This is a genomic window from Candidatus Berkelbacteria bacterium (genome assembly GCA_016432625.1).
In the GTDB taxonomy this organism is placed as follows: domain Bacteria; phylum Patescibacteriota; class UBA1384; order 2-12-FULL-50-11; family 2-12-FULL-50-11.
Genome location: CP066697.1, coordinates 154,860 through 169,657, shown reverse-complemented (window position 1 = coordinate 169,657; position 14,798 = coordinate 154,860). Strand labels below are relative to the sequence as shown.

Sequence of the window (14,798 nt, the reverse complement as noted above, 5' to 3'; positions counted from 1 at the left end):
AAATGACACGATTGGATACCCTCCGATTTCCCTTGCACTGCGTCGTTGAAGCGCAAAGGTCTAACAATGATAGCACCTACTGTCAAAAGCTCAACCGTTTCTTGATCCGTTTCCTAATTGAGGAAAAGGCATGTTTCCCGTAAAATAACTTGAAGGAATCCCTCGGCGCTGCAAATGCCGAAAAATAACAGCATTTTCCGCGCCTTCCGGTTCCACTCCTGCGCTCGCTCAGAGCTCAGGGTCGGTAGTTCAGTGGTAGAACAACGGCCTTTTAAGCCGTGTGTCGTGGGTTCGATCCCCACCCGACCCACAAACGGAAGCGCTGCCATTTGGCAGCTTTTTCGTTTGTGGTGGGGAGAGAACGCACGAAGTGGGTTCGATAGCGACAGAGCGTGAGCGAAGGAGCTTTCAAGCGCCGAAGGCGCGAGATCCCCACCCGACCCACCAATGCAGAGACCGCCCTCATGGGCGGTTTTTGCACTTGGCCAAGAGGGTGGGGATACCGGAGCGCAGCGGAGGAAATCCCCACCCGACCCACTACTTATTCAAATTACTAACCGTTGATGGCTGCTCGGCGGGCGTGGCTTTCGCCTCCTGGACTGTTGGGGCGTGTTGAATATGCTTAAAAGCGCTAGTGGCGGCGACTGAACCCATTGCCGCGGCGGTAATGTCTTGCTTAAAGTGGCCGAAAAAGTTCGTCACGTCGCCGGCAGCGTAGATGCCATCAACGTTAGTCTCCATCATGTTGTCTACTTTTATAAAACCGAACTCGTCGAGCGCCGCGCCTAAGTGGTGAGCGAGCTCAACTTCAGGAAGAGCGCCGATCTCAACGAACAAGCCATCAAGCTCTAGGGTCTCACCGGTATTAAGCTTGACGGCGTTAAGTCGTTTCTCGCCCAAAAGCTCGGTAATGGACGTGTTGTAGTGAACAATAATCTTGTCGCCGAAGTAGTGTTTAACTTTTTCATAATTGAACGGCTCGGCTTTAATAACTTCACCACGGATTAGCCAGTGAATTTTCTCAGCGTACTGTACGGCGAGCTTTATACCCTTGACCGCCGAATCGCCGCTACCGATTACGGCGACGGTTTTGCCTTTGTAGAGCGGGCCGTCGCAGGTAGTGCAGTAGTGGACGCCTTTTCCGAGTGCGAACTCATCTTCACGTGCCAGTCCCATTTTTTTTCGCGCCGCGCCACAGGCAAGAATAATAGTTTTAGTTTCGTACATTTCGCCCTCAAAAGTTTGAGCCACGAAGTGATCGTTCTTCTTTTCGAGTTTAATAACTCGGTCCGTGACAATCTTGGCGCCGGTCTTTTCTGCCTGCTCTTTAACCTTCATCATTAGGTCGTAGCCATCGATTGAGACGTAGCCGGGATAGTTCTCGATAGTCCAAGCAGTTGAGGTGGCACCGCCAAACTCATGACCAATAACAAGCGTTTCCAAATTATAACGAGCAGCGTAAATCGCTGCTGAAAGCCCTGCCATACCTGAACCGATAACTAAAACATCTGTCATGATAGCTTTCTTAGCATAACCACATTTTAGCCAACCAGAAAAGCAGCCGTACCGCGTACGCGAGCGATGGTTTGCTACAATACCCTTAATGTCCCGCTCGCGTAGAACCCCGGAACAGACTCAAGCCTTAATCAAAACTATCCGTAACACGGTCTTTACCGGAGCGGTTGTCGTTTTGACTGGTGCCGGGGTTGCTTGGAATAAGCAATCGGCTGCCCAGAGAGAACCGATATCCATCGCCCAAACAGTACTCGCAGAAGCTGGAAACTCCTCAAGACAGGACTTTAAGTTGAAGCTTGAGTTGTCCCGCAAGGTAATGAAGCTTGGGCAGTACCAAGTCGTTACAGTTACCGCGCTGCCTTTCGCCGAGTTGAACATCGTCGCCGCTGGTTCGAACGGTAATTACGAGCGCCCGGAGACCCGACAAGTTAACGCCGACGAGACAGGCCGGTATTCTTACCGGTTTAAAGTCAGCGACTTTCACGATATCGGCCTTTTTAGGATTACGGTACACGGCTCAGTTAATCGGCAAACCGCTAGCGCGGAGGAGTCTTTTACAGTGCAGGCCTGGGGTAAAGATGACGAGAAGAATGATTTCGTCTATCCTTTACTGCCATGAATGATCATCTGAAGATTGTTGCCTTGGGCGGGGGAAGCGGCTTGGCAACCTTGCTGCGAGGCTTAAAAAGCTATCCAGTTAAACTTACCGCCATAGTAACGATGACCGACAACGGCCGCTCCAGCGGCCGTCTTCGTCGAGAAACAGGCATCCTGCCGCCGGGCGACGTCCGTAACTGCCTGACAGCGCTGGCTAAAGACGAGGAGCTAGCGACCAAACTTTTCGCTTACCGTTTCAAGCAGGGCCGAGGATTGTCTGGGCACAGTTTGGGCAATTTACTGCTACTAGCGCTTGCCGATATTACCGGCGACTTTGAGTCGGCCGTTGAAGCCTCCAGTCAATTCTTAGCCGTCAAAGGGAAGGTTATCCCTTCGACTTTCGACAACGTCAATCTAACGGCCGAGCTTGAAAATGGCCAGACAGCCCTTGGGCAAGTTGACGTTTCAGTACTGGGACACCGCTCGCCGATCAAACGGGTGCAGCTTCTGCCACCGGACGCGACAGCTAATCCGGCGGCGGTTCGCGCTCTTGAGGAAGCCGACTTAATTCTTGTCGGCCCAGGTAGTTTTTACTCCAGCGTTGTGCCTAACTTTTTAATTAAGGAGATTCGCGATGCTTTCGAGAAGGCCAAGGGCAGCAAACTTTACGTCTGCAACGCCTCCACTGAGCGCGGCGAGACCGAGAACTATCGCGTCGAAGACCACGTCCGGCGCTTGCGCGAATACGTCAATGGCACACGTTTCGACGGCGTGATCGTTAATGATACCGTCGTTGCCCAATCAAACAACGAGGGCAAGCTCGGACAAGTGTGCAATATTACAACCGACAAAACCGAAATTGAGGGCATGCCAGTTATTTTGGCTGACGTAATAGACGAGCAGCGGCCGCTCTACCACGACGCGGAGAAATTAGCTGATGTTGTACTGCGAGCGGCAAAGTCACCGCTACGCGCCAAGCTCAACGTTTTGACTCGCTAATCTGTCCGTTCTCCGGGTTGATTGTAAACGGCACGCTGAGCGGGCTAGAAGGAATTTCTTTAATCACGCCGCGAGTCACTAGCTCATCAAGCGTTGCCGGGTAGCGACCAAAACGTTGTTTGAAATTCTTGGTTGCATCTTCAAGGAAAAAGTACACGTCGAGGTGCTCGACATATTTTTCGGCTCGGTCCCTGGCAAATTCACTGTCGCTTGTCTCGTAAACAGTTTTGAAAATCTGATAAGCGGTTTGTCGTTCGTCAGCTTTGTTGTAATAAATCGCCGCGAATAACTTGGTGGTTTCCGGCGCTCCCGGGATCGCTGCGGCTTGGTCAAACTTTTTCGCAGCGGCAACGTAATCTTTTTTATAGACGTGGTAAACGATACCGGTGTAGTACGGCATCTCCCACTTATCTGGTAAATTCTTCTGACCTTTCTCACCCAGTTTGATCGCTTCATCAATAAAGCCTTCGCCCGGCAAGACCAATAAGCCAGTTTGGTAAGCGGCAGAATACTTCGGTGATAATTCCGTGACGACATTGAACATCTCGCCGAGCTTACGATATTTGCCCTGCGGGTCGCCGCCGCCGTAGTATTGGATGAGCTTCAGCCAGTACCAATCGGCTAAGAATTCCCGGGCGCCAAAGCTAACAAGCTTAGCTGTTTCTGGGAATAGCGGTTGCGGTTCGATATAGATGTTGGCGCTTACCGCCACCTTGCCCTGGTTAGAGTAAAACCGCCGTGTGTCCGTAAAAATCTGCGCTGCGTACGCAACGACAAGAAAGACGAGCGCCAGTAGCGCTGGGCGGCGAAATAGAAAATTAGTACTCATGTTTGCGCACGATGGCTATGCCTAGTAGCAACATCGCCGCGGTATAGCCGACAAAATATAGCATTGCCGTCCAGAAATAACTGAAGTCTAGCGGCGCGTTGAAAATCACTTCGTTACGCAGATTGAATTTTTCAAGATTCGGAAAAGCGTAGTAGACCGCTTCTAACATGTATTTGGCAAAGCCAGTCGATTTAGCGGCGATGATATAAATTGAGGTTGCCGAATGCCCAATTAACGCCAGTGCGAAGGCGTAAACGGCGCTAGCAAGCGGCGAAGTGAAACTCGCAAATAACATTCCAACGGCGGTTAGCAGCCAGGCTTCGACCATCATCATCACGATCGCCGCAATTTGAACGCCGCTGACAGCTTTAGTTTTATAACCAACCAGCGCCACAAACACCGCGCCCATAATTAGCATGACAACCAGAATAGTCAGGCAGAGGCCAAGGAACTTGCCCAGGTAAAATGCCTCGCGGCTGACTGGTTTCGACAGCACCATATAAATGGTCCTGCGTTCGACCTCCCGCCAGACGAGTTGGGTACCGATAAAAATAGTAATTATGAGTAGGAAAACGAGCATCGCTGTCAGGCCGAAACTTTGAATTACTCGCGTTTCCTGGCCTAACGAGACCGACGCCGCTAGTAAACTCGCGGCGATGACGATAACCGCAAAACCGATTAACGAATATAAAACGCGGTCGCGGATTGTTTCCTTGAATGTGTTTCGAGCAATCGCAAAAATAGTTTTAAGCATTCTGCCTTACGGTTTTGACAAAGTACTCTTCCAAAGTTTTAGCTTGGCCTTTAATCAGATCGCGAGGCTTGCCTTCGGCCAGAAGCTGACCGTGCTGCAAAATCCCGACCCTGTCACAAAGCTCCTCGGCGTCGCTTAAAATATGAGAGCTAAAGAATATAGTCCGGCCTTCTTTTTTCCAGGTAGCCATCAGTTTTTTGAAGTCTAGTCGTCCCAGCGGATCAAGTCCGTCGAGCGGCTCGTCAAGAACCAACAGCTCGGGGTCGTTCATTAAGGCAACGGCAAAGGCTAGGCGCTGATGCATGCCTTTGGAGAAATTGCGTACCGCGATGTCGGCGAACTTCTCCAAACCCACTTGCTGTAAAAGTTTATTCGACCGAGCGGCGATAACTTCTTTTTCAAGGCCGAACAGTTCCCCGACAAACTCTAACACTTCGCTCGCTCTCAAGTAGCGGTAAAATTGCGGATTTTCCTGCATGAAGCCTAAAATTTGCGCCGCTTCATTTGATCCGGCCGGGTATTTGCCAATCGTCACGCTTCCTTTGTCGGGAAAAAGTAGGCCGGCGATCATTTTGACGGTTGTCGTTTTGCCGGCACCGTTCGGCCCCAAGAAGCCGTAGACTTCGCCCTTCTTGACCGTCAGGCTCAACGACTTGATAACGGGAAATGTCGTGTTGCGCGTCTGGTAGAATTCTTTTGAGAGTGTTTTCAGCAGTAGCATCCGAACTCGAAAGTATCAAAAATGAGAAGCGAAAACAAAATTCTGGCCGTTGTTGGGCCGACGGGGTCGGGAAAAACAAACCTTGGCGTTCGGCTCGCCAAGGTTTTTGACGGCGTAATTTTGAGCGCCGATTCGCGACAGGTCTATAAAGGATTAGACGTCGGGACTAATAAAGAAGGTGAGCCGGGCAGGTGGCAGAACCAACCGGCAAGGATCATTGAGGGTGTGCCGCAGCTACTGGTTGACATCGTCGAGCCGGAAACGCCTTTTACCCTCAACGATTGGCTGGAACAGGCCGAGGACGCGGTAAAACTTATTTGGAGCCACGAAAAATTACCCATAATTGTTGGCGGGACGGGCCTTTACGTTACGGCCTTGCTTGAAGGTTATGAGCCCGGCGCAGGCCGATTCTCGAAACGAAGGAGAAGTAATAGCTTCGACTCGTTGATCCTGCAGCCGGATGTTGACCGCGAGACGTTATATCAAAAATCAGACGAACGATTTGAGAGAATTTTTGACGGGTTGCTCGATGAAACACGGACAACATTAAGCCAGGGCGTAAGTCATGAATGGCTGGAAAAGCTTGGCCTTGATTATCGTTTCGCGAGTTTTTATCTGCGGCAAAAAATGAACCGCCAGATTGCCATCGAGGAGTTCCAGAAATCTAGCCGACATTATATTAGACGACAGTTAACCTGGTGGCGTCATCACGGCGATATCCAATTCGTGAAAAACGAGGTTGAGGCAGAAATATTAGTCAAAAAGTGGCTGAGTTATAAAAACCGGCGACCGAAGTCGCCGGGCCCGAGTCCACGGTTGTTGAGATAAGGCTGCGGATCCTCGAACTTGGGCATTTTACCTGGAAACTTCTTGAAACTCAACCCAGTTACGCTACAGTGTGGATATGCGCGGGAGGGGTAAATGAAGTGTCCGTTATGCGAAGGCGAGTTCGAGCCCGTCTCCATTCGCAGTCTAAGTGGCGACATCCGGAGGGCTCGCCGTTGCGGACAGTGCGGCGGCGTTTGGTTTGATTCCGGCACTGACGAAGGGCTTTCGGCTACGTCGGTTTCAGAAATTGACCAAGCCCAACCTAATTACTCGCTGCAGAGCATAAATCTCCTCTGTCCTAGCGACCAAACTTTGCTAGAACAATCCGAACATGACGCTGGGCCAACCGGATTTAAGATGTGGACTTGCCCAGATTGCCGCGGCACGTTCTACCCCCGCGGCCAGTTAGCGCTGTTCAACAATTGGCTTGCCGAAAACGGCAGCTCCGCAGCTCTTGGTCTTTACTCACGATCTCAGGCCGCTTTGGCTGCCATGCTAACCGTGGCCGGCGGCATCCTGACAGTCGCTGCCGCATCAAGCGAAGGCTTCCAAGCCGCTGCCGCTGAGCCGTTACCCACAGGCGGGCCAAATATTTTGACGCTGGTTTTGATCGCCGCGGCCTATGTAGCTGGAACAGTTCTGGCCGTTCTTGGCCGTCGCCTACCGATAATCTTTATGGGGTGGAGCGTTATCGCCATCTGCCTCTTCGGATTCTTTGTGATTATTTTTGGACCCTAGAAACAAAGATGGCTCTGGCGAAGCTTGGCTCTGTAGCCGCCGAAGGTATTGCCGCCTCAGAAGTTAAAGTTGAAGTTGACGTATCGAGCGGCTTGCCAGGCTTTATCGTCGTCGGATTAGCAGACAAAGCCGTCGAGGAATCACGCGAGCGAGTCCGCTCGGCGCTGAAACATTCCGGTTTTACTTTTCCGTTATCGCGCATTACGGTGCACCTAGCGCCTTCGGAGCGCAAAAAATCCGGCGTTCATTTTGACTTACCGATCGCGCTCGGCGTTCTGCTCGCCGACAACCAGCTGAAAACCAATCCAAGACTGACAAAAACGCTGTTTGTCGCCGGACTGTCTTTGGACGGTCAACTACAAGCAATTCACGGCACGTTAATTTTTGTAGAATGGGCCAAAAAGCACGGCTACGAAGCAGTTGTTATGCCAAGAGCAAATCTTGGCGAAGGCAGCTTGGTCGAGGGAATAAGTTTGGTCGGCTTAGAAAACTTCTCGCAAGTTATTGGCTGGATTAACGGTGAATTTAGTCCGCAAGAAGAGGCAGCAAATGAGGAGCCGGAGCAGTCGGAGATTCTTGATGACGACTGGTTGCAAATCCAAGGTCAGGAGAAAGCCAAACGAGCGGCACTAATCGCTGCTGCCGGCGGCCATAACTTACTGCTCGAGGGGCCGCCTGGCGCCGGCAAAACTCTAGTTGCCCGAGGCTTAAGAGCCCTGTTGCCGCCAATGGACAGGGACGAAATGATCGAGGTTGTTAAACTATATAGCGTCTCCGGCGAGCTGAAGACGAATCGTGCCCTAGACAGTTTATCGCGACCGTTTCGTTCGCCGCATCACTCCGCCAGCCATATCTCCATCGTTGGTGGCGGTAGTAACCCAAGACCAGGCGAAATTTCCTTATCGCACCGCGGCGTTCTATTTTTGGATGAATTGCCAGAATTCCCTCGTAACGTCATTGAGGCGCTGCGGCAGCCGCTGGAGGACGGTGAAGTTCACGTCTCGCGAATCGCCCAGACTATCCGTTACCCGGCTTCGTTCATGCTAGTCGCAACCATGAACCCCTGCCCTTGTGGCTGGTTAAACTCGGCCCAAAGGGATTGTCAATGCTCGCCTTATCAAATCTCCCAATACCGCAAGAAAATTAGTGGTCCGATCCTAGACCGGATCGACCTGTTTTTGGCAGTTGAAGCCGTGCCGCTCGGCGATCTGCGATCACCAAAGCGTGATACAGCGGAACTAAAAACATCGCGAACCAAAGTCGGACGAGCAAGAACGCGTCAGCTGGAACGTAATGCCGGTCGTCTGAATGCTAACATCCCTGGCGCGAACGTCGCTAAAATCTGTCAGATCGACCAAGCGGCGCAGGATTTGCTAGAAAAGGCGGCAGTAAAGTTCGTAATTACAGGACGCAGCTACCATAAATTGCTCAAAGTTGCTCGAACAATTGCCGACCTTGACGACCGGGAGGCTATTAAGACGGGGGACGTCGCCGAAGCGCTGCAGTATCGCTTCTTTAGCGCCACGTAGCTAGAATTAAGCAATGGAACGCGGAGGAGGCCCAATCAAAATCATCGTCGAGATTTTCTTGGTTTTGTTAGTAATGGCAGCAATCGCGACCGTGGTTTATACCGCCGTTAGAACGCTCAACGCCATAAATTAGTCGTTCAAGCGCAAGGCGTTGTAAAGTGTGTCGCCGAATGGCGCCAGGAAATGACGCGAGTTATCTAGAACGACAACAGCAACAAGAATTACGGCAATAATTGCCGTGCCAATTAGCGTTCGCCAGATTCCCTTGCCCGGAGCGTATTCGGGGAGTTCCGGTCGATTTAGTTCCCGGGCCACCGGAGTCGGTGCCTCGGGTCGAGCTAATTTCGGCGCACCAGGGATACTAACAAGATTCGTCTTGCCGCGATTAAGCTCTTCGAGCTGCGCACGTTTGGCAAGTAGAGCCTTAATGTTACGTTTCGACTTCTTGCTCATCGCCAAAACTTTACCGCTTCTGTTGGAAGCGGGCAAGCCAATTGCTCTTTACTGGCGGAATCGGTAAAATTACAACAGTTTTGCGGTAGTAGCTCAGTTGGTAGAGCGTATCCTTGCCAAGGATAAGGTCGCCGGTTCGAGACCGGTCTACCGCTCAGAAAAAGAGGAAAGCCCGGGACGTCGTGTCTCGGGCTTTCTGGGCGGGGTGCTACAGGGCTAGCTTTGGAACTGGATCAAGGATCCAAGCGCGTTCAACCGCTGGAATTCCTGCCGTAATGGCTGGAACATCGACGGCATGCGTCCGAGATCCTCGAGGGTCTTGTGGCGTTTGCGGTCAAGGCGGACAAACGGGATGGTCTGCCCATAGAGCGCTTCGACTTGTTTCCAGGCCAAGTGGTCCTTCCCCCTGACGTCGTGGGCCGCTATCCAGTCGTAGACTGGAAGCAGCCATTCCAAGTGGCGAGTTGGAGCTGTCAGACCTGGCATCTGAAACTCTTCCGGCTTGTACCTGAGCTCCTCGAGCTCCAAGCCTTGATCGTCGCTGGTGAGCAGTAAGCGAAGGACGTCGGATCGCCCCTTGTACACGCTCCAGCAGACATCGACGCTGCCGTCGGATCGGCAGGTCAGCGTCACCCCCAACTCTTCGTGACGATGGCGCAGCGACTCTTCGCCAGACAGGATCAACCCGTCAGGAATGTCGCGGCATGTGTTCTGCAGCAGCTCTCTGAGCTCCCTCATAGTCAGGCCGTCCCCCTTAAGCCTTTCGATAACGTTATCGAACTGGACGCGCCTGGTTTCCAGGAGCCGTCTGTGGCCGAGCGTTTCCAAGGTATGGAGACTGGCATTGGCGAGTGCCGGGCTGATTAGCCCATTCGCCGAACTGGTCGTGGCCCCCGTGGGGGCGAGTGATGATCGTTTTTGCTGTGAGACTATCGACATGTTGCACCTGTAGCATTGATAAGAGGTTCGCGGGGATCCATCCCCGGTACCGCGTAAATACGCCCGTACAGTTTAGACCCCCTCTCGCGAAAATGCCAGACTATAGCCTCGTTTTTTAACGAGCTAAAAGGTACAATACCCGGGAATCGGCCACGTGCCCGAGTAGTCAGGGAACGGTCTGCAAAACCGTTTTACAGGGGTGCAAATCCCCTCGTGGCCTCAAGAGCAACGTAGAAAATCGAAGCGCTTAAAGAGTAAAAGGGGTTGACGCCAAACATGCAAAGCCTTAGGATATCCGGTACATGACCAGTTTCTTACAGGTCGCCCAAATCGCTGCCGGACTTCTGCTAGTTATCGCCGTACTGCTGCAACATCGGGGAACCGGTCTAGGTGGGGCCTTTGGCGGAGAAGGTATGTCGTACCGGAGTCGCCGAGGTATTGAAAAATTGCTGTTACGAGCTTCTGTAATTTTTGCCACGGTTTTTGTCCTGGCAGTGATTGCCCAGTTGCTCATTCCGTCGATATGAGTTTCTCCCTAGTCTAGTAGGAATCAATGCGATCTTCGATGGACAATTTCTTTGCGCGTCAAAAACGATACGCGGCGCGAGTGACGCAGATAATCAGCCATTACGAAAAAGTGATCCTGGCCCTACTCGCCGTAGTGATCGTTATTAGCGGTACTTTCTGGTACCGCCAGTTTGCCCAGAATCAAGGCACTGCCACCGCCGGTGGCAGTTATGTTGAAGGGCTCGTCGGCACTGAGCGTGACGTCCAACAAATTGCGACGCGTCTGACAAAAACTGGGTTGTTTACTATTAATAACGATGGCGAGTTGGAAAACGTGCTTGTCCAAGATTGGCGCGTCAATCCAGAAAAAACCGAGTACTTCTTCAAGCTTTTGAAGGAAGTAAGTAAGAACGAAATCCTTACCGAATTGCAAAATAGTCTGGAGCTACTTGGCCCTGCCTCTGTAGAACTGACCGATGGCGACGAAATTGCGATCAAAACGACTAAGGCCAATCCGAATATTCCCCTACTGCTGACGCAGCCACTATTTGATTACGGGCCATACAAGCTTAATAAAGCGACCGGCAAGACAACGATTTTCAGTCGCAATCCGCGCGAGGGGGCGGTTCGGCCTTACTTGAACAAAGTTATCGTCCACACCTACGCCGACAAAGCGTTGCTCCAGCAAGCGCTGGACAAGGGTAAGGTAGACGGCGCCGAGAACGAAAACTTAACAGTGCCGGAAGGCTATCACCTGCAATCATTTGAGTTGTCAAAGTATTACGCCGTCATTTTCAACATTAACAAGTCGCCGTTTCGTGACGGGGCGATGCGTCGGGCGTTGATTGACGAATCGACGGTAGCAAATTCGCCATTTACTCTCACGGCCGCAGACCAGGAACCGTATAAGGGTCTGGCCGAGGAGCTCGTTAAGCGCTGGCAGGCACTCGGCGCCCAAGTCACCCTAGAGCTAAAACCGCTGGACGAAATCCAAGACAAGGCCGGGCCGAGCCGGCAGTTTCAGGCCTTGCTAACGGGAATCGATTACGGCGCCGAGATGGATCCAACCTACTTATGGCACTCCTCTCAAATCCGACCGCCGGGCAATAATTTTTCCGGCATCAATAATGACGGTATCGACGTTCAAATCGATACCCTGCGCCAGCTGACTAATGTCGCTGAGCGCACAGCAGCGATAAAATCGTTACACGAGGCGTTGCAGCGAGAGGGCGTTGCGAAATTTCTGAAGCAGGAGTCGGTAAGTTTTATCGCCGAGGACACGATCGCCGTTCAGAAGCCCTGGCTCGCCCAAAACGCTTCAGACCGTTATCGGTCAATCGCCGACTGGTACGTCAAATAGCGCCTCTAAGGCCTCTCAAATAGGAGAAACTCTGGTAAAATTACTCGGAACGCCGGAGTGGCGAAACGGTAGACGCGCTACGTTCAGATCGTAGTGTCCGCAAGGGCATGGAGGTTCAACTCCTCTCTCCGGCACGGTTCGTATTTTACAAGCGCGAGTGGTGAAACTGGTATACACGCAGCCTTGAGGTGGCTGTGGGAGCAATCCCGTGGAGGTTCAAGTCCTCTCTCGCGCACAATGGATGAGTTCGTCAAATTAGTCGTCTTTGTGCCAACAAGTCACGCTGACGTCGTGCGACAGGCACTTGGCGAAGCTGGCGCGGGGAAAATTGGTAATTACGATTTTTGCTCTTTCTCCACTAAGGGTACCGGACGTTTTAGAGGCAACAAAGATTCTAGCCCAACCATAGGTAAGGCAGGAAACTATGAGCAAGTTGAGGAGGAGAGAATTGAGGTTGAGCTTAATAAGGAAATCCTGCCTCAAGCAATTGCAAAATTAAAAGTAGCTCACCCCTATGAAGAAGTCGCTTTTGATATTTATCCGCTATTAAAAGCCTAAAACGTCCCGCGGTAGCGGCGAAACTACCCATCAGGTACACTTCTAGTAATGGCGCGATCAATAAAATGGTGGCTTTGGTCGGTTGTAGCCCTACTTGGTTTGGGCGTGATTCTTTACGTCATCGGGCCGGTACTTTTCGCCAGCGTTGCTTACCCGTTAAAGTACGAGGATTCGCTCTGCAAATGGAGCAAGGAATACGGCGTCGATGTGCACTTGGAGGCGGCCAAAATCATGGCTGAAAGCACCTGGAACCCAAACGCTCGCTCAGGCGCTGGCGCTGTTGGCTTGACGCAGTTTATTCCGTCCACCGCCAGGCGCGTCTATACCACAATTAACGGCGCCGAAGCCGGAGCGAAATTCAACGCCAACCAGCTTATCGGTAACCCCGATTTGGCAATTCAAATGGGGACTTTTCACTTAAAAGAATTAATCGACCAATACGGCGGCAATCTTACTAAGGTCTTGATCGCTTACAACGGCGGCGGCGGCGCAGTGCGCCTGTACGAAGCCGGCAGCCCGATCAAAAGCACCGTCGGGTACGCCAAACGAATCCTCGCGATGCGTGACGCGTATATTAAAATCTACGGCGACTTTTGCGCTCGCAAGGCCGCCGGGGAGTTCAACGTTGAGCCGCGTCGCGACAGCTCGTTGTTTACGCTCGACTTGAACGAGTTTTGGAAGAACTTCCTCTTCACTCAGCAGATAGACCAGATCGAGGAACAAGTCGCCCCGATTGAAGACCTCTGGCAAAATCTCTTGCGCTAATGGACCTCGTTTCCTTACGGCAAAAATTTTTGGATTATTTTCAGGAAAGTGGCTACGACGTCGTGCCGCCTTCGCCGCTTGTGCCGCAGAACGACCCTTCAGTGCTCTTCACAACCGCCGGCATGCAACAGTTCAAGCCGTTCTACACCCACCCGAGCGATGCCCCAGCACCACAAGTTGCCACAGTTCAGCCTGTAATCCGCACTAGCGATATCGCTGAAGTCGGCGACGACACTCACCTAACAAGTTTCGAGATGCTGGGCAATTTCCGCTTTGGCGAAAAGAGTTCCATGGCCATGAAGAAAGTGGCGATAGATGAAGCCTGGCGCTTTGTTCGTGACGAGCTCGGCGTTAGCGAAGACCGAGTTTATGTGACCGTGTTTGGTGGGGACAAAGAGATACCAGCCGACACTGAGTCCGAGGGAATCTGGCAGGTGCTAGGCGTTAAAGATATTCGACGCGCCGCTCGCGAAGACAATTTCTGGGGCCCAACTGGCGACGAGGGTCCCTGCGGCCCGACAACAGAAATTTATATTGACGGCGTTGAAGTCTGGAACTTGGTCTTCAATGAGTATCACTGCGATCGCGATGGCAAGTTCGCCAAACTCGACACGCCTGGCGTCGATACCGGCAGCGGCCTGGAACGCCTGAGTGCCACGCTGCAAGGTAAGAATTCCGTTTGGGAAATCGAGCCGTTTAAAAGTTGGGTTGAAAGTATTGGTTCATCCAAAAGGGTTGAAGCGCGGGTGATTATCGACCACTTGCGAGCGATCGTCTTTTTGGTCTCCTCCGATATTACGCCGGCCAATAAAGGTCGCGAGTATGTCTTGCGCCGTTTAATACGGAAGGCAATTTTCTTAGGCTCGAACATCGCAGCAGAATTAAAATGGCAGGAAGCGGTTAATCAAATTCGGACGTTTTACGGCAAGACATACGAGTTAAAGAGCGCCACCGAAATTATGGAAGTTTTTGGCAGAGAGAAAAGCCAGTTTGAAAGCAATATGACCCGTGCAAAAGGGTACCTCGATAAATGGCTCGCTTCGAGCGACGATCGCGACGAAAAGAAAATTACCGAACTTGCTTTTTACATGTACGAATCATTCGGCTTCCCCAAAGAAATGGTTTTGGAGCATTTGATTAGCTTGGGGTGGAAAGTTGACGCGGAACATTTCGCCAAGCTATTTTCGGCTCACCAGGAGGTTTCGCGCGCGGGCCTAGACAAACAATTCAAAGGGGGTCTAGCGGATCATGAGGAGAAAACCATCCAACATCACACAGCCCATCACCTATTGCTCGCTGCCCTGCGCCAAGTTTTAGGCGAGTCGGTCGTCCAACGCGGCTCGAATGTAACCAGCGACAGGCTAAGAATAGACTTTGCTTTCGACCGAAAATTAACTGATGAGGAGCTGAAAAAAGTTGAGCAGATCGTCAACGAAAAAATTAAAGCTGACATGAGCGTAGTTTGCGAAGAAATGGATAAAGAGGCGGCGCTAAAGAGTGGCGCGCTGGCTGAATTTGGTCAGAAATACGGTGATAAAGTTACGGTATACAAAATTGGGGATTTTTCTAAGGAATTATGCGGCGGCCCACACGTCAAACGAACAGGCGAGTTAGGCAAATTCGAGATTGTCAAAGAAGAGGCGTCTTCGCAGGGCGTCCGCCGGATAAAAGCGAAGTGCCTTAATTCTTCGGGTTGAAGCCCTCAG

Annotated in this window: 16 protein-coding genes and 5 tRNA genes; 15 read left to right on the top strand and 6 right to left on the bottom strand. The window is 51.8% G+C overall.

Annotated elements, in window-relative coordinates:
- The first annotated feature begins 238 nt into the window (after positions 1-238).
- A tRNA-Lys gene (locus HY845_00970) sits at positions 239-310 on the top strand.
- A gap of 227 nt (positions 311-537) precedes the next feature.
- Here the strand turns inward: HY845_00970 and HY845_00965 are convergent.
- Positions 538-1,515 carry an FAD-dependent oxidoreductase gene (locus tag HY845_00965; protein ID QQG51900.1) on the bottom strand — a complete coding sequence of 326 codons (978 nt, stop codon included), beginning with the start codon at positions 1,513-1,515 and terminating at the stop codon, positions 538-540.
- A gap of 88 nt (positions 1,516-1,603) precedes the next feature.
- Here HY845_00965 and HY845_00960 point away from each other — a divergent pair, with 88 nt between their 5' ends.
- Together HY845_00960 and HY845_00955 are read left to right on the top strand one after the other, a co-directional pair.
- Complete coding sequence (locus HY845_00960) at positions 1,604-2,134, top strand: hypothetical protein (protein ID QQG51899.1); 531 nt, start codon at positions 1,604-1,606, stop codon at positions 2,132-2,134.
- Positions 2,131-3,111, top strand: coding sequence for a YvcK family protein (locus tag HY845_00955; GenBank protein QQG51898.1), 981 nt, complete (start codon positions 2,131-2,133; stop codon positions 3,109-3,111). Before HY845_00960 ends, HY845_00955 begins: the two co-directional genes overlap by 4 nt.
- On the opposite strand, the gene HY845_00950 is transcribed toward HY845_00955, so the two are convergent.
- Genes HY845_00950 through HY845_00940 form a run of 3 tightly spaced genes read right to left on the bottom strand, consistent with a single transcriptional unit; the run spans position 3,092 to position 5,415 of the window.
- Positions 3,092-3,940, bottom strand: a complete 849-nt coding sequence (locus HY845_00950) for a hypothetical protein (protein ID QQG51897.1) — start codon at positions 3,938-3,940, stop codon at positions 3,092-3,094. The two genes, HY845_00955 and HY845_00950, sit on opposite strands and share 20 nt — an antisense overlap.
- Positions 3,930-4,694 (bottom strand): ABC transporter permease subunit, encoded by a 765-nt coding sequence (locus tag HY845_00945; GenBank protein ID QQG51896.1) that lies wholly within the window; start codon positions 4,692-4,694, stop codon positions 3,930-3,932. The genes HY845_00950 and HY845_00945 overlap by 11 nt, the downstream gene beginning before the upstream one ends.
- On the bottom strand, positions 4,687-5,415 hold the full coding sequence (locus HY845_00940; protein QQG51895.1) for an ABC transporter ATP-binding protein: 729 nt from the start codon (positions 5,413-5,415) through the stop codon (positions 4,687-4,689). Before HY845_00940 ends, HY845_00945 begins: the two co-directional genes overlap by 8 nt.
- A 21-nt stretch (positions 5,416-5,436) precedes the next feature.
- Here HY845_00940 and HY845_00935 point away from each other — a divergent pair, with 21 nt between their 5' ends.
- The 3 genes from HY845_00935 to HY845_00925 all read left to right on the top strand — a co-directional run bounded on the left by HY845_00935 (position 5,437) and on the right by HY845_00925 (position 8,510).
- Positions 5,437-6,243, top strand: coding sequence for a hypothetical protein (locus HY845_00935; GenBank protein ID QQG51894.1), 807 nt, complete (start codon positions 5,437-5,439; stop codon positions 6,241-6,243).
- A 93-nt stretch (positions 6,244-6,336) separates the two neighbouring features.
- Positions 6,337-6,981, top strand: a complete 645-nt coding sequence (locus HY845_00930; GenBank protein ID QQG52145.1) for a zf-TFIIB domain-containing protein — start codon at positions 6,337-6,339, stop codon at positions 6,979-6,981.
- An 8-nt stretch (positions 6,982-6,989) separates the two neighbouring features.
- Positions 6,990-8,510: a YifB family Mg chelatase-like AAA ATPase gene (locus HY845_00925; protein QQG51893.1), complete on the top strand. Its 1,521-nt coding sequence runs from the start codon at positions 6,990-6,992 to the stop codon at positions 8,508-8,510.
- 129 nt (positions 8,511-8,639) lie between these two features.
- On the opposite strand, the gene HY845_00920 is transcribed toward HY845_00925, so the two are convergent.
- The gene (locus tag HY845_00920) at positions 8,640-8,963 is read right to left on the bottom strand and encodes a hypothetical protein (GenBank protein ID QQG51892.1); all 324 of its coding nucleotides are present in this window, start codon (positions 8,961-8,963) and stop codon (positions 8,640-8,642) included.
- Positions 8,964-9,045: 82 nt separating this feature from the next.
- Here HY845_00920 and HY845_00915 point away from each other — a divergent pair.
- Positions 9,046-9,118: transfer RNA gene (locus HY845_00915), tRNA-Gly, on the top strand.
- A 61-nt stretch (positions 9,119-9,179) separates the two neighbouring features.
- Here HY845_00915 and HY845_00910 read toward each other — a convergent pair.
- Positions 9,180-9,902, bottom strand: a complete 723-nt coding sequence (locus tag HY845_00910; GenBank protein ID QQG51891.1) for a hypothetical protein — start codon at positions 9,900-9,902, stop codon at positions 9,180-9,182.
- Positions 9,903-10,050: 148 nt separating this feature from the next.
- Between HY845_00910 and HY845_00905 the strand changes: the two genes are divergently transcribed.
- The 8 genes from HY845_00905 to HY845_00870 all read left to right on the top strand — a co-directional run bounded on the left by HY845_00905 (position 10,051) and on the right by HY845_00870 (position 14,789).
- Positions 10,051-10,122: transfer RNA gene (locus tag HY845_00905), tRNA-Cys, on the top strand.
- Between the two features lie 82 nt (positions 10,123-10,204).
- Positions 10,205-10,429 (top strand): preprotein translocase subunit SecG, encoded by a 225-nt coding sequence (gene secG / locus HY845_00900; protein QQG51890.1) that lies wholly within the window; start codon positions 10,205-10,207, stop codon positions 10,427-10,429.
- A gap of 26 nt (positions 10,430-10,455) precedes the next feature.
- Positions 10,456-11,769: a hypothetical protein gene (locus HY845_00895; GenBank protein QQG51889.1), complete on the top strand. Its 1,314-nt coding sequence runs from the start codon at positions 10,456-10,458 to the stop codon at positions 11,767-11,769.
- 51 nt (positions 11,770-11,820) lie between these two features.
- Positions 11,821-11,903, top strand: a tRNA-Leu gene (locus HY845_00890).
- A 17-nt stretch (positions 11,904-11,920) separates the two neighbouring features.
- A tRNA-Leu gene (locus tag HY845_00885) sits at positions 11,921-12,004 on the top strand.
- Between the two features lie 2 nt (positions 12,005-12,006).
- Positions 12,007-12,327, top strand: coding sequence for a hypothetical protein (locus tag HY845_00880; protein ID QQG51888.1), 321 nt, complete (start codon positions 12,007-12,009; stop codon positions 12,325-12,327).
- Positions 12,328-12,375: 48 nt separating this feature from the next.
- A complete protein-coding gene (locus HY845_00875; protein ID QQG51887.1) occupies positions 12,376-13,092 on the top strand; it encodes a transglycosylase SLT domain-containing protein in 717 nt (238 codons plus the stop codon).
- On the top strand, positions 13,092-14,789 hold the full coding sequence (locus HY845_00870; GenBank protein QQG51886.1) for an alanine--tRNA ligase: 1,698 nt from the start codon (positions 13,092-13,094) through the stop codon (positions 14,787-14,789). Before HY845_00875 ends, HY845_00870 begins: the two co-directional genes overlap by 1 nt.
- The last annotated feature ends 9 nt before the right edge of the window (positions 14,790-14,798 follow it).

Excerpts from the sequence above, each read along its gene's own strand:
- HY845_00965 (QQG51900.1), bottom strand. The coding sequence starts at position 1,515 with ATGACAGATGTTTTAGTTATCGGTTCAGGTATGGCAGGGCTTTCAGCA.
- HY845_00960 (QQG51899.1), top strand. The coding sequence starts at position 1,604 with ATGTCCCGCTCGCGTAGAACCCCGGAACAGACTCAAGCCTTAATCAAA.
- HY845_00955 (QQG51898.1), top strand. The coding sequence starts at position 2,131 with ATGAATGATCATCTGAAGATTGTTGCCTTGGGCGGGGGAAGCGGCTTG.
- HY845_00950 (QQG51897.1), bottom strand. The coding sequence starts at position 3,940 with ATGAGTACTAATTTTCTATTTCGCCGCCCAGCGCTACTGGCGCTCGTC.
- HY845_00945 (QQG51896.1), bottom strand. The coding sequence starts at position 4,694 with ATGCTTAAAACTATTTTTGCGATTGCTCGAAACACATTCAAGGAAACA.
- HY845_00940 (QQG51895.1), bottom strand. The coding sequence starts at position 5,415 with ATGCTACTGCTGAAAACACTCTCAAAAGAATTCTACCAGACGCGCAAC.
- HY845_00935 (QQG51894.1), top strand. The coding sequence starts at position 5,437 with ATGAGAAGCGAAAACAAAATTCTGGCCGTTGTTGGGCCGACGGGGTCG.
- HY845_00930 (QQG52145.1), top strand. The coding sequence starts at position 6,337 with ATGAAGTGTCCGTTATGCGAAGGCGAGTTCGAGCCCGTCTCCATTCGC.
- HY845_00925 (QQG51893.1), top strand. The coding sequence starts at position 6,990 with ATGGCTCTGGCGAAGCTTGGCTCTGTAGCCGCCGAAGGTATTGCCGCC.
- HY845_00920 (QQG51892.1), bottom strand. The coding sequence starts at position 8,963 with ATGAGCAAGAAGTCGAAACGTAACATTAAGGCTCTACTTGCCAAACGT.
- HY845_00910 (QQG51891.1), bottom strand. The coding sequence starts at position 9,902 with ATGTCGATAGTCTCACAGCAAAAACGATCATCACTCGCCCCCACGGGG.
- secG (QQG51890.1), top strand. The coding sequence starts at position 10,205 with ATGACCAGTTTCTTACAGGTCGCCCAAATCGCTGCCGGACTTCTGCTA.
- HY845_00895 (QQG51889.1), top strand. The coding sequence starts at position 10,456 with ATGCGATCTTCGATGGACAATTTCTTTGCGCGTCAAAAACGATACGCG.
- HY845_00880 (QQG51888.1), top strand. The coding sequence starts at position 12,007 with ATGGATGAGTTCGTCAAATTAGTCGTCTTTGTGCCAACAAGTCACGCT.
- HY845_00875 (QQG51887.1), top strand. The coding sequence starts at position 12,376 with ATGGCGCGATCAATAAAATGGTGGCTTTGGTCGGTTGTAGCCCTACTT.
- HY845_00870 (QQG51886.1), top strand. The coding sequence starts at position 13,092 with ATGGACCTCGTTTCCTTACGGCAAAAATTTTTGGATTATTTTCAGGAA.